This window comes from Aquamicrobium aerolatum DSM 21857 (genome assembly GCF_900113935.1).
Lineage (GTDB): Bacteria > Pseudomonadota > Alphaproteobacteria > Rhizobiales > Rhizobiaceae > Aerobium > Aerobium aerolatum.
Genome location: NZ_FORF01000001.1, coordinates 268598 through 293992 on the forward strand (window position 1 = coordinate 268598; position 25395 = coordinate 293992).

Consider the following 25395-nt stretch of genomic DNA (forward strand, 5'->3'; position numbering starts at 1 on the left):
TTCCAGCCCATGACAAACCGCAGCCGTCTTGCTAGATGGCTGCGCAACACTTGCACAGATATTACGGCGATCAATTCATGCCCGACCTCCTTCTAGAACTCCGCTCCGAGGAAATCCCGGCACGCATGCAGCGCAAGGCTGCGGGCGATCTGAAGAAGATGGTGACAGATGGTCTGGTCGAGGCCGGTCTGACCTATGAGGCGGCGACCGAATACTGGACGCCGCGTCGGCTGACGCTGGACATCCGTGGCCTGACCGCGCGCTCCAAGGATGTGCGCGATGAAATCAAGGGACCGTCGACCTCGGCTCCCGAGCAGGCGGTTCAGGGCTTTTTGCGCAAGGCGGGGCTGGCGTCGATCTCGGAGGCGCATGTTCACAGCGACCCCAAGAAGGGCGACTTCTACGTCGCCCATATCGTCAAGGCAGGGCGTGGCGCCGAAGAGATCATCGCCGAACTGATACCCGGTATCGTGCGAAATTTCCCGTGGCCGAAATCAATGCGCTGGGGCGCGGCCTCGGCGCAGCCGGGCGCATTGCGCTGGGTGCGTCCGCTGCAATCGATCCTGTGCACGTTTGGCCCGGAAGTCGGTGAGCCGGTGGTCGTGGATTTCGAGGTCGATGGCATCCGCTCCGGCAACATCACCTTTGGCCACCGCTTCCATGCGCCGGACGCCATCGAAGTGCGCCGGTTTGAAGATTATGTCGCCAAGCTCGAAGCGGCGAAGGTTGTGCTCGACGCCGAACGCCGCAAGCGCATCATCCAGGATGACGCGCGCAATCTGGCTTTCGCCAGCGGGCTTGATCTCGTTGAAGATGAGGCTCTGCTTGATGAGGTGTCTGGCCTTGTTGAATGGCCCGTCGTGCTGATGGGCGAGTTCGAGGAGGCGTTTCTCGATATCCCGCCAGAGGTCATCCGCCTGACGATCCGTGCCAACCAGAAATGCTTCGTTACGCGTCCGCGCGGCGAGGATGAGGCTTTGTCCAACCACTTCGTGCTGACCTCGAACATCGAGGCAACCGATGGCGGCAAGGAAATCGCGCATGGTAACGGCAAGGTCGTGCGTGCGCGCCTGTCGGACGCCGTACACTTCTGGAAAACCGATCAGGCTGATCTGCCAGACCGCGACGCCTTGGTAGACTCGGCATCCAATTTCGGTCTCGATCTGAACAAGCCGCTCGACCAGCGCATGGCGCGCCTGGACAATCTCGACGTCACGTTCCATGCCAAGCTTGGCACGCAGGGTGAGCGTGTGCAGCGGATCGAGGCTCTGGCCGCACAGATTGCACCGCTGGTTGGTGCCGACCCGCAGCTCGCAAAGCGTGCCGCCGTGCTGGCGAAGGCTGACTTGCAGACCGAAGTCGTGGGTGAGTTCCCCGAACTTCAGGGTGCAATGGGCCGCAAATACGCGCTGCTGCAGGGAGAGCATCCATCGGTAGCAGCGGCACTTGAAGAACATTATCGTCCGCAGGGGCCATCAGATGTGGTGCCAACCGATCCGGTATCGGTGGCGGTCGCACTGGCTGACAAGCTCGATACGCTGACGGGCTTCTGGGCGATTGACGAGAAGCCGACTGGCTCCAAGGATCCGTACGCCCTGCGCCGCGCTGCGCTGGGCGTGATCCGCATCATTGTTGAGAATGGCGTGCGCCTGCCGCTGTTGTCGGTGACGAAAGGCGATGTCGACCTCCTGTCGTTCTTCCACGACCGGTTGAAGGTCTATCTGCGTGACAAGGGCGCGCGGCATGATCTGATCGACGCTGTGATTTCAGCACAGGACGATGATCTGCTGCCGGTGACCAGCCGCGTCGCTGCACTCGGGATCTTCCTTGATTCGGATGACGGCAAGAATCTGCTGGCCGGCACCAAGCGCGCGGCCAACATTCTGGCTGCCGAGGAAAAGAAGGGCACCGCCATCGCTGCGGAAGTCGACCCTGCGTTGTTCCGCGATGCGACCGAAGGCGCATTGTTGGAGGCAATCAATCACGCGGAGACCGAAGCGGGCCCGGCGGTTGCCGCGCAGGACTTTGCCGGAGCCATGCAGGCGCTGTCGGTGCTACGAGCGCCGGTCGATGCGTTCTTCGATGCGGTGCTGGTCAACGATGACGATCTGGCGGTCCGCGCCAACCGTCTCGCGCTCCTGGCGCGCATTCGCAATGCGACCGGGCAGGTCGCTGATTTCTCAAAGATTGCTGGATAAGAAAATGGCCGCTTCAAGCGGCCATTTTTTTAGATGAAGACCCAGACGCCCAGAGCAACCGCGATCAGTGTGAGGATCGGAGTGGTCATGCCGAGCTTCGGTAACCACGATGGCGGCGGCGTGCCTGCATTTGCGGCGCGGCGGTTGACGACGTTGATCACCAGAACAACGACGAGCAGCACAAGTGCGACAAGCATCTTGTACGAATAGGCTGGCCCGAGTTGGGCGAAGTCGTAGCGCAGCATCCACAGGCTGAGCCCGGTGATCCACAACAGGATGATGCCGGACAGCGCGAGCTTCGACAGAAGTGGGCGCAGCGCCAGAAGGTCTGGCGATGGGGCGGCCGCGCGGCGCGCCTGACGCGCTACGAGCATCGAGCCGAAGCCGGCAGCGGCGCCGAGCATGAGACCCAGAATGTGGAAGAATTTCAGGACAACATTGACGGTCAGTTCGATCACGGTTGGGTCTCTGGTTGAGTTGAGGCAGTTTCAGTACCTTGGCTACCCATTCCAACCGATGATGTAAACGTATTGTCAGCGCCGATTTCAGCGCCGCGAATAGACAGGTTTGCGGCTTGGGACATCCATGTGGGAACCTCTGGCGAGACGCTTGCGCCTGACATTGCGGGCGCGTCATCCGGTGCCGGAGCGCCACGGTAGACGATCGAAGGACTATGCTCCGAAGGTGCTGGCGCGATGGAGACAAGCGACGACGCGCTTGCCGTTCCCATTGATGAGGCGATGACAACGCTTAAAGCTGTGGTGAGTGTTCGATACATTTGTCTCCCCCCGCTCTTGCGACCGTTCTGGCTCCGGAAACGAAGCCGGTATCTGTTAGCATCTCCTGATTAACAATTTGGTCATGGTTGGTCTTGCCGTGCTGCGCGGGCCGGAGTAGGCAGTCAGGCCTTGCCATCAGAAGTTAGGAATTGTCCTTGGCGCGGATACTGCCCCTGGAAGACGCGCTGGCCCCAGCGATTGAGATCATCGAACTGGGTGAGGTTGTCGCGATTCCTACCGAGACCGTCTACGGGCTTGCTGCCGACGCCACCAACGGCGAAGCGGTCGCGCGCATCTTCGAGGTCAAGGGTCGCCCTCGGTTCAATCCGCTGATAGTGCATGTCGGCAGCTTCGATATGGCGCGCGAAGTTGCCGTGTTCGATGAAATTTCAGAACGTTTGGCGCAAAAATACTGGCCGGGACCGCTGACACTGGTACTGCCGCTGAACGAAAATCACTGTATTCATCCGCTCGTCACGACCGGACTGGAAACAGTCGCGGTTCGCATGCCGATGGGATTTGGCCAGCAACTGATCAACACGTTGGGCAGACCGCTTGCCGCGCCATCGGCAAATTCGTCGGGACGTATCAGCCCGACTTCTGCACAGGCTGTCGCGGACGATCTGGGTTCAAAGATTGAACTTGTTGCAGATGGCGGTCGCACGCAGGTCGGCGTGGAATCGACCATTATCAAGGTGGGCGACGGTGAGGTGCGCATGCTGCGCCCCGGTGGCATCACAGCAGATGAAGTCAGTGAATTTCTGGGCGTCGACGTTGTTCGCGGCGGCTCCGGTTCGATCGAAGCACCGGGCATGCTCGCGTCGCACTATGCACCCGATGCCAGTGTCAGACTCGACGCACAAGAGGTCCGCGATGGAGAGGCTTTGATGGCCTTCGGTCCGCGGCGCATTGCTAATGCAGCAGCAGCGAAGGCGATCCTGAACCTTTCGCCCGACGGAAATCTGCGCGAGGCAGCAGCCAACCTTTATGCGTACCTGAAGGCGCTGGATGGAACGGGTGCCGCCACAATCGCCGTTGAGCCAATCCCGGTAGATGGGTTGGGCGAGGCGTTGCGTGATCGTCTGGTTCGGGCAGCAGCGCCCCGCGATGGCGGTTCGCTCATACCACAGTGAGGTGAAGATGACCGACAGTGCCATTCTGGACCGGTTCGCCGCGATTGTTGGCGATGCATATGCGCACCGCCGGCCGGAGGATGTCGTTTCGTTCCTGGTCGAGCCGCGGGGGCTGTGGAAGGGCACCACGCCAATGGTGCTGCGTCCCGGCAGCGTCGCCGAGGTCAGCGCGATCTTGAAGCTGGCGACGGAGACGGCAACGCCGGTCGTGCCTCAGGGTGGCAATACCGGTCTTGTCGGTGCGCAGGTTCCGGACGCCAGCGGAACAGAGATCATTCTGTCGCTGTCACGACTCAACGCAATTCGCGAGATCGATCTGGCTTCGAACACCATCACGGCTGAAGCCGGCGTGATTCTCCAGCACCTTCATGATGCGGCACACGCTGCCGACAGGCTGTTCCCGCTTTCGCTCGCTTCACAAGGCTCCGCGCAACTGGGAGGCAATCTTTCGACCAATGCAGGCGGCACGAGCGTTCTGGCCTATGGCAATACGCGCGATCTATGCCTGGGCCTGGAAGTCGTGCTTCCGACAGGCGAGGTGCTGGATGATCTGCGCAAGCTCAAGAAAGACAATACGGGCTACGATCTGAAGAACCTTTTCATCGGCGCTGAGGGCACGCTGGGTGTGATCACCGCTGCGGTGATGAAGCTCTATCCCCGGCCGAAGGGGCGAGAGGTTGCGTGGGTAGGTCTCAACAGTACGGATGACGCTCTCAAACTGTTTGGCATTGCGTCCGAACATGCAGGATCAAGTCTCACCGGCTTCGAGCTGATGATCCGCAAGTCGCTGGATTTTGTCTTGCAGCATGCGCAAGGCACGGTGGACCCGCTTCAATCTGCCTATCCCTGGTATGTGCTGATGGAGATCTCTTCCAGCTCGTCGGCAGAAGATGCACGCGCGTTGATGGAGCGGATCCTGACGGCGGGTTTTGAGGCCGGATATGTCGCCGACGCTGCGCTCGCCGCGAGCATTGCACAAGGCGATGCCTTCTGGAATCTGCGCGAAAGCATGTCGGAAGCGCAGAAGCCGGAAGGCGCGTCGATCAAGCATGACATCTCTGTCCCCGTGGCGTGTATTCCGGACTTCATCGATGCTGCATGGCAGGCGGTAACCGCCATCGAGCCGGGCGCGCGGCTGGTGTGCTTTGGTCACATGGGCGATGGCAATCTGCACTATAATATTTCTCAGCCTGTGGGCGCTGAAACTGCCGATTTTCTCGCGCTGTACCGCACGATCAACACTGCCGTTCATGATGTGGTGCGGTCGTTTAACGGGTCGATTTCGGCAGAGCACGGCATTGGCCGCCTCAAGCGTGATGAGCTGATCGCCACAGCGCCACCTGTTGAAATTGACCTGATGCGACGGATCAAGACCGCGTTCGATCCAGCCGGGATAATGAGCCCAAAACGCGTAATTTAATCTTCATTTTACGAAGATTTACAGCGGGTTACGCGGTTGGAATTCGATAACCATTCGCGAAATCCAGAAAGCCTTAACCCCGTTTCTTAAGCCGGTTGGAAAGAAACGGGCCTAGTCTCACCCTCATAACGAGGCAGGAAAACTGCCCGTGAGAGACCGGAACACCGGCTCTCAGGAGAGACAGGAAGGCAAGACAGTGACAAGCACCCAGCTGAAACCAGTCTGGGCCAGCAGCGACATGCGGCTGGACCCGTTCCGACTTCCGCAGGCGGTTTCCTACGCCTCGCGTGATGAACTTGGCGACGTAAGTTTTACCATCGATCCGCGCGGTGCGACCGTGCGTCGGTTGCTCCAGCAGAGCGGATTGCCGGTGACGGTTGTTGTGCCAGCGACGGCGTTTCGTGGCGTTGCGGCCCGCGCAATTGAACATGAGGGCGGCACTGTGACAGTGACGCTGGAATTGCTCCACAACGACCCGCACCTTTCGGTGCCGCTGCTGGTGGCAAGCGACCTCGATGATGTTGCCGCCGACTGGCGCGCCTGGGCGGAAGCCTATCGCCTGCCGATGCTGCTGTTTGAAGCAGATGGCGTTGCACGCACTCTGGACGAAACCTTGGGCATGGTCCGCACCGGACAGCCGGTCGAGCGCCGCAAGGGACGTGTTTCCCGCCAGCGCCGTCCGCGTTTTCTGGCGCGCCGTCGCACTGGCGATCTGGGGCTGCGTCTGGTCGTCGACGGTGAAGAGATCATCGCGCGCAACTGATGTGAACGCGGCAAGAAAAAAGCGGCGGTGCCATGGGCGCCGCCGCTTTTTGATTCGGCCTAGGACAATCCAGCGTTTCAGAATGACGGACTGATGCTCGCCCAGACACCGCCGCCGAGCAGACCAAGGAAGATTAGCCAGCCGACAATCGAATTGGATTTGAAAAGCGCAAGGCACTGATCGGGATTGTCGATGTCGAGCACCTTGATCTGGCGGGCCATGTGCGCTGCGGCTGCGAGAAGCCCGGCAAGCGCCGGCATCGGGACTGCCGCGTTGGCGAACGCCACAATGAAGAAAAGCAGCGCACCGCCATAAAGCGCGATCAGCCACTTTTTGGTGTTGTCGCCGAACAGGCGCGCGGTGGAGCGCACGCCGACGAGCGCGTCGTCTTCCTTGTCCTGATGAGCGTAAAGCGTGTCGTAGCCGATCACCCACAGGATGGAGCCGAAATAGAGCAGCACTGGCGCAAGTTCGAGCGACCCGAAATGAACTGCCCAGCCCATCAGCGCACCCCAGGAAAAGGCGAAGCCGAGGAAGAGCTGGGGCCAGTCGGTGAACCGCTTCATGAACGGGTAGACGGCAACCGTCACCAACGAGGCAAAGCCCACGAGCACCGCAAACCAGTTGAACTGCAACAGCACGGCTAGTCCGACGAGGCATTGCGCCAGTAGGAACAGCCAAGCCTGCTTGCGCGATACTTGACCGGATGGCAGCGGTCGTGAACGGGTGCGGGCTACCTGTTCGTCAATGTCGGTATCGACAATGTCGTTGTAAGTGCAGCCAGCACCACGCATGGCGACGGCGCCGACAAGGAACAAAAACAGCGTCCAGAGCGAAGGCAACACATCAAGAATCGGCGCGCCTGGCTGCGCGTGGGCCGAAGCTGCCATTGCCACCGACCACCAGCAGGGCCACAATAGCAGCCACCATCCGATGGGGCGGTCCCAACGCGCGAGTTGAGCGTAGGGCCAGAAGCGGCGTGGCAGCGTTCTGTAGACCCAATGGCCGGTTGGAGCGTCAGCAACGCGCCCCTGCGTTTCTTTTGACTGCACGTTTTCCATCGCGGTGGAGTGGCACCCAAGCGGTGCCTCGTCAAGCAAAAGCATATCGCAACGCTTGACCGGCGCGCTCTGGAACCCTACCGGAAACTGCTCTGACGCGTGGCAAGGAATCGGCTTATGAACGTTCTCCTGATTGGCTCCGGTGGGCGCGAACATGCACTGGCATGGAAACTCGCAGCTTCACCGCTTCTGACGAAGCTGTACGCTGCACCGGGCAACCCTGGCATCGCTCAGGAAGCCGAGTGCGTGGAACTTGATGTCAGCGATCACGCAGCTGTCGTCACGTTTGCAAAGGAGAAGGCGATCGACCTTGTGGTTGTTGGCCCCGAGGCTCCATTGGTTGCCGGGATCGCCGACGATCTGAATGCAGCCGGCATTCGCGTTTTCGGTCCGTCGCGCGCCGCAGCGCAGCTGGAAGGCTCGAAGGGCTTCACCAAGGATTTGTGCGCCCGTTTTGACATTCCAACGGCTGCCTATGGTCGTTTTAACAATGCACCCAAGGCCAAGGCATATGCGCGTAGCGTTGGCGCGCCAATTGTCATCAAGGCGGATGGGCTTGCGGCCGGCAAGGGCGTCACCGTGGCAATGACCATGAGCGAGGCGCTTGACGCCATCGACGCGTGCTTTGAAGGCGCTTTTGGAGCTGCCGGCGCCGAGGTGGTTGTGGAGGCGTTCCTTGAGGGCGAGGAAGCCAGCTTCTTCTGCCTGTGCGATGGCAAGACCGCGCTGCCGTTTGGTACAGCGCAGGATCACAAGCGCGTTGGCGACGGGGATGTCGGCCCGAACACTGGCGGCATGGGGGCTTATTCGCCCGCACCGGTGATGACGCAAGAGGTCATCGATACGGTTATGTCCCAGATCGTGCGGCCAACGCTTTCCGGCATGGCGCAGATGGGGATGCCGTTCACCGGCGTCCTGTTCGTCGGCCTGATGATGACTGCCGAGGGGCCGCAACTCATCGAGTACAACACCCGCTTTGGCGATCCCGAGTGTCAGGTGCTGATGATGCGCCTGAAGGACGATCTGCTCGTGTTGCTCAACGCTGCTGTCGATGGGCAACTCGCCCATATGTCAACACGTTGGCGAGATGAGGCGGCGTTGACGGTTGTATTGGCGGCCATTGGCTATCCCGATGCTCCCGAAAAGGGCACGGTGATTTCCGGCGTCGACGCAGCCGAAGACGGGCGCGACGATGCAATCGTCTTCCATGCCGGCACCAAATTGACGGAAGATGGAGCGCTCGTTGCTGCGGGCGGGCGCGTCCTCAGTGTCACTGCGCTGGGCAAGGACGTGACTGCCGCCCAGGCCAATGCCTATGCGCTCGCAGATGCGATCGACTGGCCAGGAGGCTTCTGCCGCCGCGATATTGGCTGGCGCGCGGTGGAGCGCGAAGCCGTCTTGTGACGAAATTTGATGAGGCGAAAAGCCTTCTTCCTGCTCTGCACGTTTGACGCTTACGTAAAAAGTATCTAGCACTTTTCTCATGCATGGCAGGGTTGCGGACCAAATTGGAGAGATCGCATGTATCGCGCACCGGTGAATGAGATTGCACACACGCTCAAGCATGTTGTGGGCGTCAACGCGGCAATCGAGAGCGGGAAACTCGGCGATCTGAGCGAAGACCTGCTTGATGCCATTCTGATTGAAGCCGGGCGCTTCGCTGCCGAAGAAATCACACCGTTGCGGCGCGTCGGTGACGAGAAGGGCGCGGTCTGGAAGGACGGCGTCGTAACCACCGCGCCCGGTTGGAAGGAACTTTACCATCGCTGGATCGAAGGCGGCTGGAACGCTCTGAGCGGTCCAGTTGAATATGGCGGGCAGGGGCTTCCAACCAGCCTCGCCATCGCGACCTACGAGATGTGGAACTCGGGTTCGATGGCGTTCGCGCTAGGGCCGACATTGACGATGGGCGCGATTGAAGCTCTCCACGCACACGCTTCCGACGAGTTGAAGGCGACCTATCTGGAAAAGGTTGTGTCCGGCGAGTGGATGGGCACGATGAACCTGACCGAGCCGCATGCAGGCTCAGACCTCGCCGCGCTGCGCACCCGCGCCGAGCCACAGGGCGATGGCACCTATCGCATCTTCGGTCAGAAAATTTTCATCACTTATGGCGAGCACGATATGACCGACAATATCGTGCATCTGGTGTTGGCACGCCTGCCGGATGCGCCCGCCGGCACGCGCGGTATTTCCCTGTTCCTGGTTCCCAAGTTCCTCGTCAACGAAGACGGCACACCCGGAAAGCGCAATGACGTTTTCTGCGCCTCGATCGAGCACAAGCTCGGCATTCACGCTTCGCCGACCTGCACCATGATTTTTGGTGACGGCACGGTCGAGGGTACTGAAGCAGGCGCAATCGGTTGGCTGATCGGTGAGGAAAACAAGGGCCTCGCCTGCATGTTCACGATGATGAACAACGCCCGCCTCGCGGTCGGCATTCAGGGCGTCGCCATCGCGGAAGCAGCCTATCAGCAGGCGCTGGCCTACTCGCAGGAGCGACGTCAGGGCAAAGCTGCTGACTATGCCGGCGAAGGAATGGCACCGATCATTCACCACCCGGACGTGAAGCGTAACCTTCTCACCATGAAGGCGCTGACCCAGGCTTCGCGTGCAATCTCCTATGCCTGCGCACATGCAATTGACCTCGGCAAGGCTGGCGACGGCGATGAGGCGCGCCATTGGCAGGACCGCGCCGCACTGTTGACCCCGATTGCCAAGGCGTTCTCGACCGATATCGGTGTCGAGGTCGCTTCCATCGGCGTGCAGGTGCATGGCGGCATGGGCTTCATCGAAGAAACCGGCGCGGCTGCGCTTCTGCGCGACTCGCGCATTGCCCCGATCTACGAAGGCACCAACGGCATTCAGGCCATCGACCTTGTCATGCGCAAGCTGCCACTGGATGGCGGCGCACACATCAAGGGCTTCATCGCCGAACTGCGGGAAGAGATCGACGCGCTGCGTAAGTCGAACGCCGAGGGTTTTGGCAAGACTGCCGACAAATGCGCCGCCGCGATTGACGATTTTGCCGAGGCAACAGAATTCCTTCAGGAAGCAACTGCCGGTGGTCGTCAGCAGGAGGCGCTGGCTGGCGCAACGCCATATCTGCGCCTGTTCAGTCTGGCGGCTGGTGGTGCGTGGCTGGTTCGCGGCGCTCTCGCCGGTGAAGACAAGGCGCGTGTCGCATTGGCGCGCTACTTTGCCGAAAACCTCATCGAGGAGTCGGGTGCATTGAAGCGTCGTGTGATCGAGGGCGGCGAGAGCCTTCTCGGTGCAGAAGCCGCGCTGGCGTCGTGATCGAAGCGGGGGAGGAGAATATGAGCGAACACATACTCGTTGAGCGTCACGGCGCGGTTCAGACCATTCGGATGAACCGGCCAGACAAGAAGAACGCCATCACGCGTGCAATGTACGCGACGATGGCGGCGGCGCTGCGGGACGGTGACGCGGATGCGACAGTGCGCGTTCATGTCATCCTTGGCGTTCCAGGTGCGTTTTCCTCCGGCAACGACCTCGCCGACTTCATGACGGTTGCCACCGGTGGCGAGGGCGGCATGGAGGTCTATGATTTCCTTGAAGCTCTGGCGATGAGCCAGAAGCCGATTGTCTCGGGTGTCGACGGTATCGCCGTCGGGATTGGCACCACAATCAACCTGCACTGCGACCTGACGCTGGCGACTCCGCGCACGGAATTCCGCACGCCTTTTGTCGATCTGGGACTGGTTCCTGAGGCGGGTTCGAGCCTGTTGGCGCCTGCGGTAATTGGCCGACAGCAGGGGTTTGCGTTGCTGGGCTTGGGCGAGGGCTTTTCGGCAGAGCGCGCCAAGGCTGCGGGGCTGATCTACGACGTCGTCGCAGAAGATCAGCTGGAAGCGGCCACTCTTGCCGCCGCAGAGCGCATCGCTCAGAAGCCACCAGAGGCGCTGAAGATCGCCCGTGATCTGATGCTGGGCGACCGCTCGGTGCTGGTCGCGCGGATTCGCGAAGAAGGCGCGCATTTCCGTGAGCGCCTGACTTCGGAAGAGGCCAGAAACGCGTTCATGGCCTTTATGAGCCGCAAGAAGGGCTAAGCTGCGCTTCTACGGATAGAGACGGGTCTTTTTCCAGTCGCCGCCATCCGCCTCGAAACGAACGCGGTCGTGGAGACGAAACGGGCGGTCGTGCCAGAACTCGATCGCCACCGGCTTGATCCGGAAACCCGACCAATGCGGTGGACGCGGAATTTCGCCGATCGCATAGCGCGCCGTATATTCTGCAACGGACTTCTCCAGCGCGAATCGGCTTTCCAGTGGGCGCGATTGGGCGGAAGCCCACGCGCCGATGCGGCTGCCGCGGGGGCGCGATGCGAAATATTCGTCGGCCTCGGCGTCGCTGACCTTTTCCACCAACCCGCGCACGCGAACCTGCCGGCGTAGCGACTTCCAATGAAAACACAGGGCGGCTTTCATGGTCGACAGGATCTCCTGTCCCTTGGCGCTTTCATAGTTGGTGTAGAAGACGAAACCCTGAGGGTCGAAGCCCTTCAGCAGCACCATGCGCACATCTGGCATGCCGTCCGTATCGACGGTTGCCAGTGCCACGGCGTTAGGATCGTTGGGCTCGGATTTGCCCGCGTCGTCGAGCCACTGCGAAAAAAGCGCATATGGCTCGCCACTCACGGTGAAATCATTATCCGTTAACTGTGTCTCTGCCATGGTCGCACCTCGAACCTATGTGAACTGGCAGGGAGATTGCCCATTGGCGAGCCCGGTGCAAGCTTTGGATGGGGGGGGCAGGCAGAATTTTTATTGGCGCAGCGGGCGTGGCTGGCTGTGCGTGGTTTCCTGCGTGCTGCTGTCAGCTTGTGGATCAGCCGGATTTTCGCTGGAAAGCGCAGTCCCGGATTCATCAATTGTGACCGGATCGATCTCCCGAGAGCCAGCAACGGCGAGCGACAGCACCCGTCAATCCGACGAAGCAATCGTCAGAGCGGCGGTGTCGGCCGCAATCGTTGAAGAGGTGGACGAGGGGATCGGCTGGGCAAATGCAGATACCGGATCTCGCGGAACCATCAGCATGATAAGCGAGAGCCGCGACACCGGCTTCCTCTGCAGGCGTTTCATGACCACAAGAGAGAGCTTCGAGGGGGTGCATCTCTATCAGGGCGAGGCCTGTCTGGGCGCGGCACGAATGTGGATGACGAAATCGTTTGATCGTGTGCAGTAACAAGCGGATAATCGTCCGGCTCTGGAATTTCTTCCTAGAAGGTCTCATATACCGTTCTAAATTCATTCGAGATTTTGCAGGCAGCACATCATGCGTGATCCCTATGACGTATTGGGCGTTTCGAAGAGCGCCTCTGCGAAAGAGATCAAATCCGCGTTTCGCAAACTCGCCAAGAAATATCACCCTGACCAGAATCAGGATCCCAAGGCCAAGGATCGTTTCGCCGAGGCAAACCAGGCCTATGAGATTGTGGGTGATGAGGCCAAGCGAGCGCAGTTTGATCGCGGCGAGATAGACGCGAGCGGCAAGCCCCGTTTCACCGGCTTCGAAAATGCTGGCGGCGGCGATCCTTTTGGTGCGTTTCGTCAGGCCGGCGCACGTGGCGGCCCTGGTGGCTCACGTTTCGAGTTTCGTTCCGGTGGACCGGGCGCAGCGGGTTTCGACGCAGGCGACATATTCAGTGAGCTGTTCGGGCAGGCGCGGCGTGGCCCAGGTGCGCAGCCACAGCAGGCAGGCGCTGACATCAACGCGACCCTCGACGTTTCCATTGAGGATGTCGCCAAAGCCGAGAAGGTTACGGCGATTTTTCCAGGCGGGCGAAAGCTTGGCATCAAACTGCCGGCCTATGTCGAAGATGGACAAACGATCCGGCTGAAGGGGCAAGGGGAGCAGTCTCCCTTCGGCCCGGCCGGAGATGCGTTGATCAAGATCCGCATTGCCAGTCACCCGCTTTATCGGATGGATGGCCGCGATCTCCATGTCGATCTTCCGGTGCCTCTGGCTGATGCGGTTCTGGGTACCAAAGCAGCGGTGGAGACACCCTATGGCCGACTGTCGGTTTCGATCCCGGCGTGGTCAAGTTCGGACCGCAAGCTCCGCCTCAGGGGCAAGGGTCTGCCAACCAAGACAGGTGGACACGGCGACCTTTACGTCCATGTCGTGATCATGCTGCCCGAGGGTGGAGATACTGAACTTGAAGAACTCATGAAGCAGCGAAAGTCGATTTCGTGATCCGCTTTCTGACGGTTCAACGGGCGCGCGCTTGATGCGCGCATCCGCCTGTGCGATACGGCTGCAAAACTAGATCGACGCAGGAGACGACATATGACGGCAGATAATGGCCTTCTGGCGGGCAAGCGTGGCCTCATCATGGGCGTGGCCAACAACAGGTCAATTGCGTGGGGAATTGCCAAGGCCTGTGCCGATGCCGGCGCCGAAATCGCACTGACCTATCAGGGCGATGCGTTCCGCAAGCGCGTGGAGCCGCTGGCAACAGAACTCGGTGCCTATATTGCCGGCGACTGCGATGTGACCGACATGGACAGCGTCGATGCGGTGTTTGCGAATATCGAAGCCAAGTGGGGCAAGATCGATTTTCTCGTCCACGCAATAGCGTTCTCCGACAAGGACGAGCTTGACGGGCGCTACATCGACACCACGCGCGACAATTTCCTGCGCTCGATGGATATTTCGGTTTACTCCTTCACGGCTGTCGCTCAGCGCGCCGAGAAGCTGATGACCGATGGCGGCTCGATGCTGACGCTGACCTATTATGGCGCGGAAAAGGTCATGCCGCACTACAACGTGATGGGCGTCGCCAAGGCTGCGCTTGAGGCAAGCGTGCGCTATCTCGCAGTTGACGTTGGCGGCAACGGCATCCGCGTCAATGCAATCTCGGCAGGTCCGATCAAGACGTTGGCTGCATCAGGCATCGGCGACTTCCGCTACATTCTCAAGTGGAACGAATACAATGCGCCGCTGAAGAAGACCGTGAGCATTGAGGAAGTCGGCAACTCCGCCCTCTACCTGCTGTCCCATCTTTCCAATGGGGTTACCGGCGAAGTGCATCACGTCGACGCGGGTTATCACGTGGTTGGTATGAAGTCGGTCGACGCTCCGGATATTTCCGTCGTCAAAGAGTAATGTCTCGCACCGTTTACTTCGTGCGGCACGGACAGACCGACTGGAATGCCGAGGGGCGACTTCAGGGGCAGACGGACACCGACCTCAATGAGGTCGGTCGTGCGCAGGCTTCAGGCAATGGTGCGCTTCTGTCGCGCCTCGTGGCGGAGCCGGCAAGCGTAGATTTTGTCGCGAGCCCGATGCGGCGCACCCGCCAGACCATGGAACTCATCCGACAGGCGATGGGCCTTGATGCGCGAGGCTATCGCACGGATGATCGTCTGATCGAGTTGAGCTTCGGCGATTGGGAAGGACATACCTTCGCAGAGCTGGAGGCCATCGATGAGGGCTGCTTTGCGCGGCGGCAACAGGACAACTGGAATTTCGTGCCGCCGGGTCGCAAAGCGGAAAGCTACCAGATGCTTGCCGACCGGGTTGCGCCGATGATCGACACCATTGCGCGGGATACGATCTGCGTTGCTCACGGAGGAATTCTGCGGGCAGTGCTTCAACTCACGGGCACGCTTACTGCGGCCCAGGCAGCCGCTCTGTTGATTCCGCAGGACAGGATCCTGTGCTGGAAAGCTGACCGGCTGGAGTGGTTGGGGGAGGACTGACTATTCGTAGATCACGATGTCGGTGATTTGTTTGGTGCCATCGACGGTTTCGTAGGCGACGATCACGTCAGCGCCCTCTGTCAGAGCTTCTGCGTTGAATTCACCGGGCAGTTTGTATGTGTTGCCATTGTCCAGCGTGATGGTCTGTGCCTCGGTGTCAATCCGCTTGATTGTCCCCTCATCGTCGGCGGCCATCGACGGGGCGGTGGAAAGACCTAGCGTAGCCGCGATCACAAGCGCGGAGAATATCTGGGTTACGAGACGCATTGCCATTCCTCATCATCCAAAATTGTTGTCGACGCGTGCCGCAGACGTCCTAGGGTCAGCAAAGCAGAAACACCCTGACTGTGTCAAAAATTTAACTTCTGCGCGAGCAATCCCTGTCAGGTGGTTCACCTCGCCGGCCAGCAGGCTCGCGGAAGGCGGCGGTGCCCGTTTGACGCTCACCAAAAACGCCAATAGAAGCGGATCGCAAGGCCGCCGCGAGCGGAATCGGAACCATCATCATGTCGCATAACACTTTCGGTCATTTATTTCGGGTCACCACCTGGGGCGAGAGCCACGGGCCGGCGCTGGGCTGCGTCGTTGATGGCTGCCCGCCCGGTATCCGCTTCAAGCTTTCGGATATCCAGGACGATCTCGACCGACGACGTCCGGGACAGTCGCGGTTCGTCACCCAGCGGCGCGAGCCTGACCAGGTCAGGATCTTGTCCGGCGTCGTCAGCGATCCTGATGACGAGGAAATCCTGATCACGACCGGCACTCCCGTGTCGATGATGATTGAAAATGTCGACCAGCGGTCGAAGGATTATGGCGAGATCGCGCGGCAGTATCGCCCCGGTCACGCCGATTACGCTTACGACATGAAATACGGCATCCGTGAATATCGTGGCGGCGGGCGTTCATCGGCGCGCGAGACTGCGGCGCGTGTTGCAGCCGGCGCACTGGCGCGAAAAGTGGTGCCGGGTGTGGTTGTGCGTGGAGCGCTGGTGTCAATCGGCGTCAAGGACATCGACCGCGCAAACTGGGACTGGGATTATATTGGCGATGAGAACAATCCGTTCTTCACGCCCGATCCGAAATCCGTACCGGTTTTCGAGGAGTATCTGGACGGTTTGCGCAAGGCGGGATCGTCTATCGGCGCGGTGATCGAGATTGTTGCGGAGAATGTGCCGGCAGGTCTCGGCGCACCGCTTTACGCCAAGCTCGATCAGGAGATCGCCAGCAATCTGATGTCGATCAACGCCGTAAAGGGCGTCGAGATCGGTGACGGTTTCGCGACGGCGCGCATGACCGGCGAGGAGAATGCCGACGAAATGCGGATGGGCAACGACGGCAAGCCGCTGTTCCTGTCCAACCATGCCGGCGGCGTTCTCGGTGGCATTTCGACCGGCCAGCCGGTCATTGCCCGCTTCGCGGTCAAGCCGACGTCGTCGATCTTGACGCCGCGCCAGTCGATTGACGTGGACGGCAACCCGGTTGATGTCCGCACCAAGGGGCGGCACGATCCGTGCGTCGGCATTCGCGCGGTGCCGATCGGCGAAGCGATGGTTTCCTGTGCGATTGCCGATCACTATCTGCGCCATCGTGGCCAGACCGGACGGATTGGCTGACGAGTTCTCGATAAAGGGCTGCAAATCATGGCATATGACCAGAAGAAGATCGTCGAAGCGCTGCGGGCGTTCGAAAAAGGCGAAATTGTCGTTGTCATGGATGATGACGGTCGCGAAAATGAAGGTGATCTGATTGTTGCTGCCGTGCACTGCACGCCGGAAAAGATGGCTTTTATCGTGCGTCACACCTCCGGCATCGTCTGCACGCCGATGACGCGCGAAGATGCGCGGCGCCTGAACTTGCAGCCCATGGTCGCTGAAAACGATGCGCCGCACGCAACGGCCTTCACGATCAGTGTCGACTTCAAGCACGGAACGACCACCGGCATCTCGGCGGAGGACCGCACGCTGACCGTTCGCAACCTTGCCAATGGCAATGTTGGACCGGGAGATTTCGTCCGTCCGGGACACATCTTCCCGCTGGTGGCCCGTGAAGGCGGCGTTCTGATGCGTTCGGGTCATACCGAGGCTGCTGTGGACCTGTGCAAGCTGGCAGGTCTGCCGCCTGTCGGCGTGATCTGCGAGATGGTCAATGATGATGGCACCGTGATGCGTGGCCCGCAGGTCAAGGCATTCGCCGAGCAGCACGGGCTCAAGCAGGTCTCGGTCGCGGATCTCATCGCCTACCGTCAACGTCAGGAAACACTGATTGAGCGCGTTGACAGCTTCTCCGTCGAGACGGTTGCTGGACCGGCCAAGGCATTCACCTACCGGTTGCCATGGGATGCCATGCAGCATGTCGTCGTCGTCTATGGCGATATCCGCGATGGCGTCGACGTGCCTGTCCGCCTTCATCAGGAGAGCGTGGTCACGGATGTCTTTGGATGCGACAGCCGTCTGGATGACATCATGCGCAACATGGCGGAAAACCAGCGCGGCGTGATCGTCTACCTTCGTGAGGGTTCGGTCGGGGTTGGAGCTGGTTCCCGCAACCGGCCGACGCTCGGTGATGAGGCGCACGAAGAAGCCCTGCGCCGCGAAAGCGAGTGGCGCGAGATTGGACTTGGCGCGCAAATCCTGCGTGATCTCGGCATTTCTTCAATCAAGCTCATCGCCTCGCGTGAGAAGCATTATGTTGGTCTTGAAGGCTTTGGTATGGAGATCAGTTCGACTGAGATTTTGTAACTCCGTTCACAATTCTGTTGAACAAACACATCTCCCGGCGTGGTCTTCTCGTCCGTCTCGTCGTATATCGGAACGATGACCACGCGGCTCTACACCCATCCGATCTATCTTGAGCACCTCACACCGGCGGGCCATCCCGAGCGCCCTGACCGGCTGCGAGCCATCGAGCGCATCCTCGATGAAGAGGGGTTCGAGGATCTGGACCGCAAGGAAGCGCCGGAAGGGGACGAGGAAACAATCACCTATGCCCATCCGGGCGGTTTCGTCGAGGGCATCAAGGCCCGTATCCCTGAAGAGGGCATCGCGCGGATCGATTCCGACACGACGGTCAGTCCGAAAAGCTGGCAGGCGACGCTGACGGCAATCGGTGCGGCCAATGCAGCGGTGGACGATGTGTTTGCAGGCACGGTGGACAACGTTTTCGTGGCCTCACGTCCCCCCGGACATCACGCCGAAAAAGTCACCGCAATGGGCTTTTGCCTGTTCAATCACGCCGCAATCGCTGCGCGTCACGCACAGCGCAAGCATGGCGCTGAACGCGTTGCGATTGTCGATTGGGACGTGCATCACGGCAACGGCACGCAAGACATCTTCTGGGATGATCCGTCGGTGATGTATTGCTCGACGCATCAGATGCCGCTTTTTCCTGGTACCGGGGCAAAGACGGAAACCGGAACTGGCAATATCGTCAACGCCCCGCTCACGGCGGGTGCCGATGGCGACGTGTTTCGCGATGCGTTCCTGAGCCGGGTGTTGCCTGCGCTTGATGATTTCCGCCCTGATCTGGTGATCATTTCGGCCGGGTTCGACGCTCACCACCGCGATCCCCTCGCGGAAATCAATCTCGTCGAGGAGGATTTCGATTGGGCGACGGCGCAGTTGATGGAGCGGGCGCATCGCTGGGCCGGAGGACGGTTGGTGAGCATTCTTGAAGGCGGATACGACCTTCATGGGCTGGCTTTTTCGGTAGGCGCGCATGTGCGCCGCCTGATGAAAGGATAATCCGTGACCGAGACGACGACGATCAACGACGACATCAAGCTCATGACCTTCGAGCAGGCGCTGGAGGCGTTGGAGCGCATTGTCGACGATCTCGAACGTGGCGATGTGCCGCTGGACCAGTCGATCCGGATTTACGAGCGCGGCGAGGCGCTCAAGGCGCATTGCGATCGCTTGCTCAAATCTGCTGAAGACAAGGTTGAGAAGATCCGTCTTGCACGCGACGGCAAGCCCGTCGGTGTCGAGCCGCTCGACGGCGAGTAGCGCGTACGCGCCGGCGTTGCCAGTGCCACTCTGTTCACCGCAACCCGGACGACAAGCGCTGGCCAACGCTGAGCGCGTGCCATAGTCTCAGACTCCTAGACGACCCAGCCGCAGGAGTGACGAATGAGCTTCTTTCCCGGAAACGATCCCCAGCCCGGCGATGCTCTGGCATGCGATGCGATCGAGACGCTGGTCATTCCGAATGCGCGCGACATTGGCGGCTTTGAAGTGCGGCGGGCCTTGCCCACGGCACGTCGGCGCCTTGTCGGGCCGTTCATCTTCTTCGACCGTATGGGGCCAGCAATATTGCGCGGCGACAAGATGCTGGATGTGCGCCCGCATCCCCATATCGGTCTTTCGACGGTCACATACCTTCTCGACGGCAAGATCCGCCACCGCGATTCGCTCGGCACGGAAATGGTCATCGAACCGGGCGACATCAACCTGATGACGGCCGGGCGCGGGATCGTGCACTCGGAACGCTCGCCCGAGGAACTGCGTGGCAGCCCGATGTCGATGTCGGGCCTCCAGACATGGCTGGCGCTGCCGGACGGCAAGGAAGAGATCGACCCGCTGTTCGAGAACACGTCGGCTGGAAGAATGCCGGTGTTCGATGCGGATGGTATTTCCGGGCGTCTGTTGATCGGCTCATTCCATGACTGGAAGTCGCCGGTAAAGACTGCCACCGAGACGCTGTATGCCGATCTGAGGATCGCTCCCGGCGCAAGTCTGCAGATACCCGCCGACGCGGAAGAGCGGGCGATCTATGTGCTCGACGGCGAAGTCGATATTCGCGGCGACATTTTCCCGTCGGATCGTCTGCTCGCATTCCGGCCCGGCGATGAAATCGTCGTTTCGAGCGAGCGCGGCGCTCATGTGATGCTCTTTGGCGGGGCATCACTTGGCAGCAAGCGCTACATCTGGTGGAATTTCGTGTCGTCGTCCAAGGAGCGGATCGAACAAGCCAAGGAAGAGTGGCGTACCGGGCGTTTCGACATCGTGCCCGGCGACGAAGAAGAATTCGTGCCATTGCCCGAGGGCTGACGGTCGAGATTGGCTTGTACGTTTACTTTCCGCAGTCAAAGTCCTATCTGCCCTATAACGTAATCAAACAGATGGCGAGTTCGTGACGTCAGCTCCCAACACTCCTCTTCTGGACAAGGTCCGGATCCCCGCCGACCTCAGGGCTTTGCCTGCGAGTGATCTGCCGCAAGTGGCATCGGAATTGCGCACCGAATTGATCGATGCGGTTTCGCAGACCGGAGGCCATCTCGGCGCTGGACTTGGCGTGGTTGAATTGACCGTGGCGCTGCACTATGTCTTCGACACTCCGGCAGACCGGATCATCTGGGACGTGGGGCATCAGGCCTATCCGCACAAGATCCTGACCGGGCGGCGCGATCGCATTCGTACGCTGCGCCAGGAAGGCGGTTTGTCCGGTTTCACCAAACGTTCGGAAAGCGAGTACGATCCGTTTGGCGCGGCCCATTCCTCGACGTCGATTTCGGCTGGTCTCGGCATGGCCGTCGCGCGCGACCTGAAGGGTGGCAAGAACAATGTCATCGCGGTGATTGGCGACGGCGCCATGTCTGCTGGCATGGCCTACGAGGCGCTCAACAATGCCGGTGCGCTCGATGCGCGCCTGATCGTCATTCTCAACGACAACGACATGTCGATTTCGCCGCCTTCAGGCGCGATGAGCAGTTATCTTTCGCGTCTCGCATCCGGCGCAACCTATGCCGGCATAAGAGATTTCGGCAAAAAGATGACCGCCTATCTTGGCAAGCGGGTCGACCGCGCTGTCACGCGTGCCGTTGAGCATGCGCGTGGCTACGTCACGGGTGGCACCCTGTTCGAGGAGCTTGGCTTCTTCCATATTGGTCCGGTCGATGGTCACAATCTCGACAATCTGGTGACGGTCCTGCGCAATGTGCGCGACAACGGCACCGGCCCGGTGCTGATCCATGTCGTGACGCAGAAGGGCAAGGGCTACGCCCCCGCAGAAGCTGCCGCCGACAAATATCATGGCGTCAACAAGTTCGATGTCATCAGCGGCACTCAGGCGAAGGCTCCGGCCAATGCGCCAAGCTATACGAAAGTGTTCGCCGAAAGCCTGATGCAGGAAGCGAAGCTCGACGACCGCATCGTGGCGGTCACAGCCGCGATGCCGTCGGGCACCGGACTTGACCTTTTTGGCGAAGCCTTCCCCAAGCGCACCTTCGACGTCGGCATTGCTGAACAGCACGCGGTCACCTTTGCCGCGGGCCTTGCAACCGAGGGCTACAAGCCTTTCGTGGCAATCTATTCGACATTCCTGCAGCGCGCCTATGATCAGGTCGTGCATGATGTTGCTATTCAGAAACTGCCCGTGCGTTTCCCGATCGACCGGGCGGGCTATGTCGGGGCTGACGGCGCGACACATTGCGGCGCGTTCGACATTTCCTATCTGGGGTCGCTGCCCGACTTTGTGGTGATGGCTGCGGCGGACGAGGCGGAACTGAAGCACATGGTGCGCACGGCTGCCGACTTTGACGAAGGCCCGATTGCGTTCCGCTATCCGCGTGGCAACGGCGTCGGCGTCGATATGCCGGAGCGTGGTCAGCCGCTGGAGATCGGCAAGGGGCGCATTATACGCCAGGGCACGAAGGTCGCTTTGCTGTCACTCGGCACGCGTCTGGCCGATTGCCTGCTTGCCGCAGAGGAGCTTGATGCTGCCGGGTTGTCGACAACCGTGGCCGATGCACGCTTTGCCAAGCCGCTTGACGCTGATCTTGTACGCCGTCTGGCGCGCGAGCACGAGGTGCTGGTGACGGTCGAGGAAGGCTCGATCGGTGGGTTTGCAACGCATGTGCTGCACCAATTGGCGCATGAGGGTTTGCTCGACAATGGGTTGAAGGTGCGCCCTCTGGTGTTGCCGGACGAGTTTACCGATCATGCCAAGCCGGAAAAGATGTACGCCGATGCGGGGCTCGATGCGGCTGGTATCGTGCGCACCGTCTTTGCTGCGCTTGGACGCAACGTCTCTGCCGCGACGGCGTGACGGTCACCATTTCCTAACCCTCTCCCTTGGCGCTTCATTAGCTTCCGCTTGTTAAACCCCGGCATGTGGTTGGCGTGTAGGGGCAAGGGATGCTGGCGTTGGCGGTGATAGTGATGGCAGGGACGACAGGCGCGGTGGATCTGCCGGCTGTCCAGCACGATCAGCGCGTCGAACAGGCCGCTGCAGCGATCGTTGCCCGACGCATGGGAGACCTGCGTGGTGGTCTTGACCTCGGCTTTCGTGCCGAAGCGTCACAGCCTGCCCGTGCCGCCAGACATTCCCAGCGGATCAAACGTCAACCGAGGGCAGGGGTGTGGCGGGATGGTCTTGCTGTCGCAATAGAGAAGAAAACGACGGTTTCTCCGAACCTGTGACGTCGGCTGCTCTTGCGTTGCCGGTGGACATGGCACAATGAGTGCGGATGAATTCCTCGGTCCCGGCCCCCAAGACGCGTCTTGACGAATTGCTCGTCCAACGTGGTCTGTTTGCCAGTCGCTCGCGTGCGCGTGATGCGATCGCGCGTGGTGCGGTGCTGGTGGCGGGCACAGTCACGACGAAGCCGGGACACACTGTGCGCGCCGATACTGAGATCGCGGTGGACGATCCTGCCCAGAAATATGTTTCGCGGGCGGCTTTGAAGCTCATCGCGGGGCTGGACGCATTCGCACTCGATCCTTCCGGCAAGCTGGCGCTGGACATCGGCGCTTCGACCGGCGGGTTTACACAGGTACTGCTGGAGCGTGGCGCGAGCCAGGTTTTCGCTATTGATGTCGGACATGGCCAGCTGGATGAGCGCCTGGCCTCCGACCTGCGCGTCAATTCGCTCGAAAAGACCAATGCGCGTGACCTGACTCTGGAACACCTCAGGGGGCACCGCCCCGGCTTTGTGGTTTCCGACGTAAGCTTCATCTCGCTGAAGCTGGCGCTGCCCCCGGCGCTTGGTCTGGCTGACGACGGTGCGCATTGTGTGCTGCTGGTCAAACCCCAGTTTGAGGCAGGGCGCGAAGCAATCGGCAAGGGCGGCCTGTTGCGCAGACCTGAGGACGGCCCGCGCATTGCCGCCGAGCTGCAGGACTGGCTGGCGGATCAGCCTGGCTGGCGCTCTCTGGGTGTCGTGCCGTCGCCTATCGAAGGCGGCGACGGCAACAAGGAATTTCTACTCGCAGGTGTGAAAGATAGATGAGTACCGTTCTGACGATATCGAGGCTGGGCGCGCAGGGTGACGGCGTCGCTGATACGCCGAAAGGACCGGTATTCGTGCCGTTTGCATTGCCAGGCGAGCGGGTCAATGTTGCTGCTGACGACAAGAAGGCCGATCTGGTTGCGGTGCTGGAAGCCTCGCCGCAGCGCATTGCGCCTGTGTGCAAGCATTTTGGCGATTGCGGCGGCTGCGCGATGCAGCATTTGGACCCGGACGCCTACCGCGCGTGGAAGCGTGACAAGTTGGTCGATGCGCTGAAAGCGAAGGGGATCGACACGCCGGTGGACCCGCTGGTGTCGGTCGAGCCGCAATCGCGCCGCCGCGCCGCGCTCACGGCGCGCAAGACCGAAGCCGGTGTTCTTTTGGGCTTCAACGCGGCGCTGACACATCGCATCGTCGACATGGAAGAGTGCCACGTCCTGCTGCCGTCGATCGTTGAGAAGCTCGACGTGCTGCGGGCGCTGGCAATGCTGGTCGGACGGACGCCAAAACCGTTCCGGTTAGGGGTGACGCAAACCGCGTCCGGCCTCGATGTGGCGTTTGAAGATTCTGGTAGCCTTGAAGGCAAGCCGCGTCAGGCTGCTGTCGACTTCGCCACGCGCAACGGTTTTGCGCGCGTGTCGGTCGATGGCGAAATACTTGTCGAGCCGAAAAAGCCTGTGGTGATGGTGGATGACATCGCCGTGCCGACACCACCGGGCGCATTCCTGCAGGCAGTGGAAGCTGCGGAAGCGGTCATGGCTGATCTGGTGTCTGCGCATCTGAAGAAAGCCAAGCGCGTTGCAGACTTGTTCTCTGGTGTCGGGACTTTCGCATTGCGGCTGGCGCGCAATAGCGAGGTGCATGCGGTGGAAGGCGATGCGCCCGCGCTGGCGAGTCTTGACCGCGCGTTTCGTGCAACCGCCGGAACCTTGAAGCGCGTGACGGTCGAAAAGCGCGATCTGTTCGTGCGCCCGATGACCTACAAGGAATTTGACGCGGCCTTTGCCGGCACCGCCTTCGACGGCGTCGCGTTCGATCCACCGCGCGCGGGTGCGGAAGATCAGGCCAAGCAACTGGCGCGCAGCCAGGTGCGGCTCATCGCGGCTGTCTCGTGCAACCCTGTGACCCTCGCGCGTGACCTGCGCATCCTTGTCGATGGCGGCTATGTGCTGAAGCGCGTCGTGCCGATCGACCAGTTCCTCTGGTCGCCGCATCTTGAAGCGGTCGCTTTGCTGGAAAAGCCGCGTCGGCGAAAATAGCTACGCCAGCAGGCTGTCGACGAAGGCGGGAACGATTTCGGTGGCAGGCCCGGCAATCTGTTCCGCGAACGCGCTTGTATAGCCTGTCGGCTCCAGATTGAGTTCGACAGTTCGTGCCCCTGCCATCTGCGCTTCGTTGACGAAGTCTGCGGCCGGATAGACGTTGCCGGAGGTGCCAATGGCGATGAACAGGTCGGCCCGTGCCAGCGCGCGATAGATCGTGTCCATCTGATAAGGCATTTCGCCGAACCAAACGATATCGGGCCGGATACGCCCAACGGTCTGGCATGAAGAGCATTGCGAGTTGATCGTCATGTCCGCGTGCCAGACGGTGCGCATGCCGCACGCCCCGCACAAAGCAGAATTCAGTTCCCCATGCATATGGAGGAGTTTGCGCGATCCCGCAGCTTCGTGAAGATTGTCAACGTTCTGCGTTACCAGCAAAAACTCGCCTTCAAACGACTTCTCCAGACGGACCAAAGCTTCATGTGCCGCATTGGGCCGCACATCGGCCAGCGCGCGGCGACGCTTGTTGTAGAAATTGAGCACTCGGGCAGGGTGGTGTGCGTAACCTTCCGGTGTCGCGTAGTCGCGCCAATCGTGCTTTGCCCAGATGCCGTTGCGGTCGCGGAAGCTGGCGACGCCTGATTCAACCGAAATGCCGGCACCGGTGAGAATGACAATGGAAGTGGGACGAGGCATGAAGCGATTGGCGGCAGGTGAAGACGGACATTGAACGCGAGATTTCATCATAGACTATCGGCGGTTGCATTTCACAGTCTTGATTTGACGCAAGGGCGTTGCGCTCTACCTTCTCAGATCCGAGGAGGAAAA

25 protein-coding genes are annotated in these 25395 nt (G+C 60.5%); 20 read left to right on the forward strand and 5 right to left on the reverse strand.

Features of this window, described 5'->3' with window-relative positions; translation table 11 throughout:
* Window positions 1–77 precede the first annotated feature (77 nt).
* The gene (gene glyS, locus BMZ42_RS01280) at window positions 78–2198 is read left to right on the forward strand and encodes a glycine--tRNA ligase subunit beta (RefSeq protein WP_091517816.1); all 2121 of its coding nucleotides are present in this window, start codon (window positions 78–80) and stop codon (window positions 2196–2198) included.
* Between the two features lie 29 nt (window positions 2199–2227).
* Here glyS and BMZ42_RS01285 read toward each other — a convergent pair whose 3' ends face one another.
* A complete protein-coding gene (locus BMZ42_RS01285; RefSeq protein ID WP_244523107.1) occupies window positions 2228–2656 on the reverse strand; it encodes a hypothetical protein in 429 nt (142 codons plus the stop codon).
* 476 nt (window positions 2657–3132) lie between these two features.
* On the opposite strand from BMZ42_RS01285, the gene BMZ42_RS01290 reads away from it, so the two are divergent.
* From BMZ42_RS01290 to BMZ42_RS01300, 3 genes are all read left to right on the forward strand, one after another.
* Window positions 3133–4110 carry an L-threonylcarbamoyladenylate synthase gene (locus tag BMZ42_RS01290; protein WP_091517820.1) on the forward strand — a complete coding sequence of 326 codons (978 nt, stop codon included), beginning with the start codon at window positions 3133–3135 and terminating at the stop codon, window positions 4108–4110.
* A 7-nt stretch (window positions 4111–4117) separates the two neighbouring features.
* Window positions 4118–5530 carry an FAD-binding oxidoreductase gene (locus BMZ42_RS01295; RefSeq protein ID WP_091517682.1) on the forward strand — a complete coding sequence of 471 codons (1413 nt, stop codon included), beginning with the start codon at window positions 4118–4120 and terminating at the stop codon, window positions 5528–5530.
* A 148-nt stretch (window positions 5531–5678) separates the two neighbouring features.
* Complete coding sequence (locus tag BMZ42_RS01300) at window positions 5679–6293, forward strand: DUF6101 family protein (protein WP_280139824.1); 615 nt, start codon at window positions 5679–5681, stop codon at window positions 6291–6293.
* A gap of 77 nt (window positions 6294–6370) precedes the next feature.
* On the opposite strand, the gene ubiA is transcribed toward BMZ42_RS01300, so the two are convergent.
* On the reverse strand, window positions 6371–7354 hold the full coding sequence (ubiA, locus tag BMZ42_RS01305; protein WP_091517821.1) for a 4-hydroxybenzoate octaprenyltransferase: 984 nt from the start codon (window positions 7352–7354) through the stop codon (window positions 6371–6373).
* Between the two features lie 117 nt (window positions 7355–7471).
* On the opposite strand from ubiA, the gene purD reads away from it, so the two are divergent.
* The 3 genes from purD (at window position 7472) to BMZ42_RS01320 (ending at window position 11424) form a co-directional block, all read left to right on the forward strand.
* On the forward strand, window positions 7472–8758 hold the full coding sequence (gene purD, locus BMZ42_RS01310; protein ID WP_091517685.1) for a phosphoribosylamine--glycine ligase: 1287 nt from the start codon (window positions 7472–7474) through the stop codon (window positions 8756–8758).
* A 117-nt stretch (window positions 8759–8875) separates the two neighbouring features.
* Entirely contained in the window at window positions 8876–10651 is a 1776-nt protein-coding gene (locus BMZ42_RS01315) for an acyl-CoA dehydrogenase family protein (protein ID WP_091517687.1), read from the forward strand.
* Between the two features lie 20 nt (window positions 10652–10671).
* A complete protein-coding gene (locus BMZ42_RS01320) occupies window positions 10672–11424 on the forward strand; it encodes a crotonase/enoyl-CoA hydratase family protein (RefSeq protein WP_091517688.1) in 753 nt (250 codons plus the stop codon).
* A 9-nt stretch (window positions 11425–11433) separates the two neighbouring features.
* On the opposite strand, the gene pdxH is transcribed toward BMZ42_RS01320, so the two are convergent.
* Window positions 11434–12048, reverse strand: coding sequence for a pyridoxamine 5'-phosphate oxidase (gene pdxH / locus BMZ42_RS01325; RefSeq protein ID WP_091517690.1), 615 nt, complete (start codon window positions 12046–12048; stop codon window positions 11434–11436).
* On the opposite strand from pdxH, the gene BMZ42_RS18370 reads away from it, so the two are divergent.
* The 4 genes from BMZ42_RS18370 to BMZ42_RS01345 all read left to right on the forward strand — a co-directional run bounded on the left by BMZ42_RS18370 (window position 12047) and on the right by BMZ42_RS01345 (window position 15078).
* On the forward strand, window positions 12047–12559 hold the full coding sequence (locus BMZ42_RS18370; protein WP_091517692.1) for an RT0821/Lpp0805 family surface protein: 513 nt from the start codon (window positions 12047–12049) through the stop codon (window positions 12557–12559). The genes pdxH and BMZ42_RS18370 overlap by 2 nt on opposite strands.
* Before the next feature lie 90 nt (window positions 12560–12649).
* Complete coding sequence (locus BMZ42_RS01335) at window positions 12650–13570, forward strand: DnaJ C-terminal domain-containing protein (protein ID WP_091517694.1); 921 nt, start codon at window positions 12650–12652, stop codon at window positions 13568–13570.
* A gap of 93 nt (window positions 13571–13663) precedes the next feature.
* Window positions 13664–14482 (forward strand): enoyl-ACP reductase FabI, encoded by an 819-nt coding sequence (gene fabI, locus BMZ42_RS01340; RefSeq protein ID WP_091517695.1) that lies wholly within the window; start codon window positions 13664–13666, stop codon window positions 14480–14482.
* Window positions 14482–15078: a histidine phosphatase family protein gene (locus BMZ42_RS01345; RefSeq protein WP_091517697.1), complete on the forward strand. Its 597-nt coding sequence runs from the start codon at window positions 14482–14484 to the stop codon at window positions 15076–15078. Before fabI ends, BMZ42_RS01345 begins: the two co-directional genes overlap by 1 nt.
* Here BMZ42_RS01345 and BMZ42_RS01350 read toward each other — a convergent pair whose 3' ends face one another.
* Entirely contained in the window at window positions 15079–15351 is a 273-nt protein-coding gene (locus tag BMZ42_RS01350) for a DUF1344 domain-containing protein (RefSeq protein ID WP_244523109.1), read from the reverse strand. It abuts the gene before it with no gap.
* A gap of 233 nt (window positions 15352–15584) precedes the next feature.
* Between BMZ42_RS01350 and aroC the strand changes: the two genes are divergently transcribed.
* The 9 genes from aroC to BMZ42_RS01395 all read left to right on the forward strand — a co-directional run bounded on the left by aroC (window position 15585) and on the right by BMZ42_RS01395 (window position 24561).
* Window positions 15585–16691, forward strand: coding sequence for a chorismate synthase (aroC, locus tag BMZ42_RS01355; protein WP_091517700.1), 1107 nt, complete (start codon window positions 15585–15587; stop codon window positions 16689–16691).
* Window positions 16692–16718: 27 nt separating this feature from the next.
* Window positions 16719–17816, forward strand: a complete 1098-nt coding sequence (ribB, locus tag BMZ42_RS01360; RefSeq protein ID WP_091517701.1) for a 3,4-dihydroxy-2-butanone-4-phosphate synthase — start codon at window positions 16719–16721, stop codon at window positions 17814–17816.
* Between the two features lie 75 nt (window positions 17817–17891).
* Window positions 17892–18818, forward strand: coding sequence for a histone deacetylase family protein (locus BMZ42_RS01365; RefSeq protein ID WP_091517823.1), 927 nt, complete (start codon window positions 17892–17894; stop codon window positions 18816–18818).
* Between the two features lie 3 nt (window positions 18819–18821).
* Window positions 18822–19079, forward strand: coding sequence for an exodeoxyribonuclease VII small subunit (locus tag BMZ42_RS01370; RefSeq protein ID WP_280139825.1), 258 nt, complete (start codon window positions 18822–18824; stop codon window positions 19077–19079).
* Window positions 19080–19202: 123 nt separating this feature from the next.
* Window positions 19203–20123: a pirin family protein gene (locus tag BMZ42_RS01375; protein ID WP_091517703.1), complete on the forward strand. Its 921-nt coding sequence runs from the start codon at window positions 19203–19205 to the stop codon at window positions 20121–20123.
* Between the two features lie 82 nt (window positions 20124–20205).
* The gene (dxs, locus tag BMZ42_RS01380) at window positions 20206–22119 is read left to right on the forward strand and encodes a 1-deoxy-D-xylulose-5-phosphate synthase (RefSeq protein ID WP_091517704.1); all 1914 of its coding nucleotides are present in this window, start codon (window positions 20206–20208) and stop codon (window positions 22117–22119) included.
* 113 nt (window positions 22120–22232) lie between these two features.
* Complete coding sequence (locus BMZ42_RS01385; protein ID WP_139207819.1) at window positions 22233–22493, forward strand: hypothetical protein; 261 nt, start codon at window positions 22233–22235, stop codon at window positions 22491–22493.
* 47 nt (window positions 22494–22540) lie between these two features.
* Window positions 22541–23302 carry a TlyA family RNA methyltransferase gene (locus BMZ42_RS01390; RefSeq protein ID WP_091517707.1) on the forward strand — a complete coding sequence of 254 codons (762 nt, stop codon included), beginning with the start codon at window positions 22541–22543 and terminating at the stop codon, window positions 23300–23302.
* Window positions 23299–24561 carry a class I SAM-dependent RNA methyltransferase gene (locus BMZ42_RS01395; protein WP_091517709.1) on the forward strand — a complete coding sequence of 421 codons (1263 nt, stop codon included), beginning with the start codon at window positions 23299–23301 and terminating at the stop codon, window positions 24559–24561. The genes BMZ42_RS01390 and BMZ42_RS01395 overlap by 4 nt, the downstream gene beginning before the upstream one ends.
* Here BMZ42_RS01395 and BMZ42_RS01400 read toward each other — a convergent pair whose 3' ends face one another.
* Window positions 24562–25263: an NAD-dependent deacylase gene (locus BMZ42_RS01400; RefSeq protein WP_091517826.1), complete on the reverse strand. Its 702-nt coding sequence runs from the start codon at window positions 25261–25263 to the stop codon at window positions 24562–24564.
* Window positions 25264–25395: the final 132 nt, after the last annotated feature.

Coding starts and splice junctions, on each gene's coding strand:
- ribB (WP_091517701.1), top strand. CDS start 16,719: ATGGCATATGACCAGAAGAAGATCGTCGAAGCGCTGCGGGCGTTCGAA.
- purD (WP_091517685.1), top strand. CDS start 7,472: ATGAACGTTCTCCTGATTGGCTCCGGTGGGCGCGAACATGCACTGGCA.
- BMZ42_RS01345 (WP_091517697.1), top strand. CDS start 14,482: ATGTCTCGCACCGTTTACTTCGTGCGGCACGGACAGACCGACTGGAAT.
- BMZ42_RS18370 (WP_091517692.1), top strand. CDS start 12,047: ATGGTCGCACCTCGAACCTATGTGAACTGGCAGGGAGATTGCCCATTG.
- BMZ42_RS01385 (WP_139207819.1), top strand. CDS start 22,233: ATGGCAGGGACGACAGGCGCGGTGGATCTGCCGGCTGTCCAGCACGAT.
- BMZ42_RS01350 (WP_244523109.1), bottom strand. CDS start 15,351: ATGGCAATGCGTCTCGTAACCCAGATATTCTCCGCGCTTGTGATCGCG.
- pdxH (WP_091517690.1), bottom strand. CDS start 12,048: ATGGCAGAGACACAGTTAACGGATAATGATTTCACCGTGAGTGGCGAG.
- BMZ42_RS01365 (WP_091517823.1), top strand. CDS start 17,892: ATGACCACGCGGCTCTACACCCATCCGATCTATCTTGAGCACCTCACA.
- fabI (WP_091517695.1), top strand. CDS start 13,664: ATGACGGCAGATAATGGCCTTCTGGCGGGCAAGCGTGGCCTCATCATG.
- BMZ42_RS01395 (WP_091517709.1), top strand. CDS start 23,299: ATGAGTACCGTTCTGACGATATCGAGGCTGGGCGCGCAGGGTGACGGC.
- ubiA (WP_091517821.1), bottom strand. CDS start 7,354: ATGGAAAACGTGCAGTCAAAAGAAACGCAGGGGCGCGTTGCTGACGCT.
- BMZ42_RS01375 (WP_091517703.1), top strand. CDS start 19,203: ATGAGCTTCTTTCCCGGAAACGATCCCCAGCCCGGCGATGCTCTGGCA.
- BMZ42_RS01295 (WP_091517682.1), top strand. CDS start 4,118: ATGACCGACAGTGCCATTCTGGACCGGTTCGCCGCGATTGTTGGCGAT.
- aroC (WP_091517700.1), top strand. CDS start 15,585: ATGTCGCATAACACTTTCGGTCATTTATTTCGGGTCACCACCTGGGGC.
- BMZ42_RS01320 (WP_091517688.1), top strand. CDS start 10,672: ATGAGCGAACACATACTCGTTGAGCGTCACGGCGCGGTTCAGACCATT.
- glyS (WP_091517816.1), top strand. CDS start 78: ATGCCCGACCTCCTTCTAGAACTCCGCTCCGAGGAAATCCCGGCACGC.
- BMZ42_RS01335 (WP_091517694.1), top strand. CDS start 12,650: ATGCGTGATCCCTATGACGTATTGGGCGTTTCGAAGAGCGCCTCTGCG.
- BMZ42_RS01315 (WP_091517687.1), top strand. CDS start 8,876: ATGTATCGCGCACCGGTGAATGAGATTGCACACACGCTCAAGCATGTT.
- BMZ42_RS01390 (WP_091517707.1), top strand. CDS start 22,541: ATGAATTCCTCGGTCCCGGCCCCCAAGACGCGTCTTGACGAATTGCTC.
- BMZ42_RS01400 (WP_091517826.1), bottom strand. CDS start 25,263: ATGCCTCGTCCCACTTCCATTGTCATTCTCACCGGTGCCGGCATTTCG.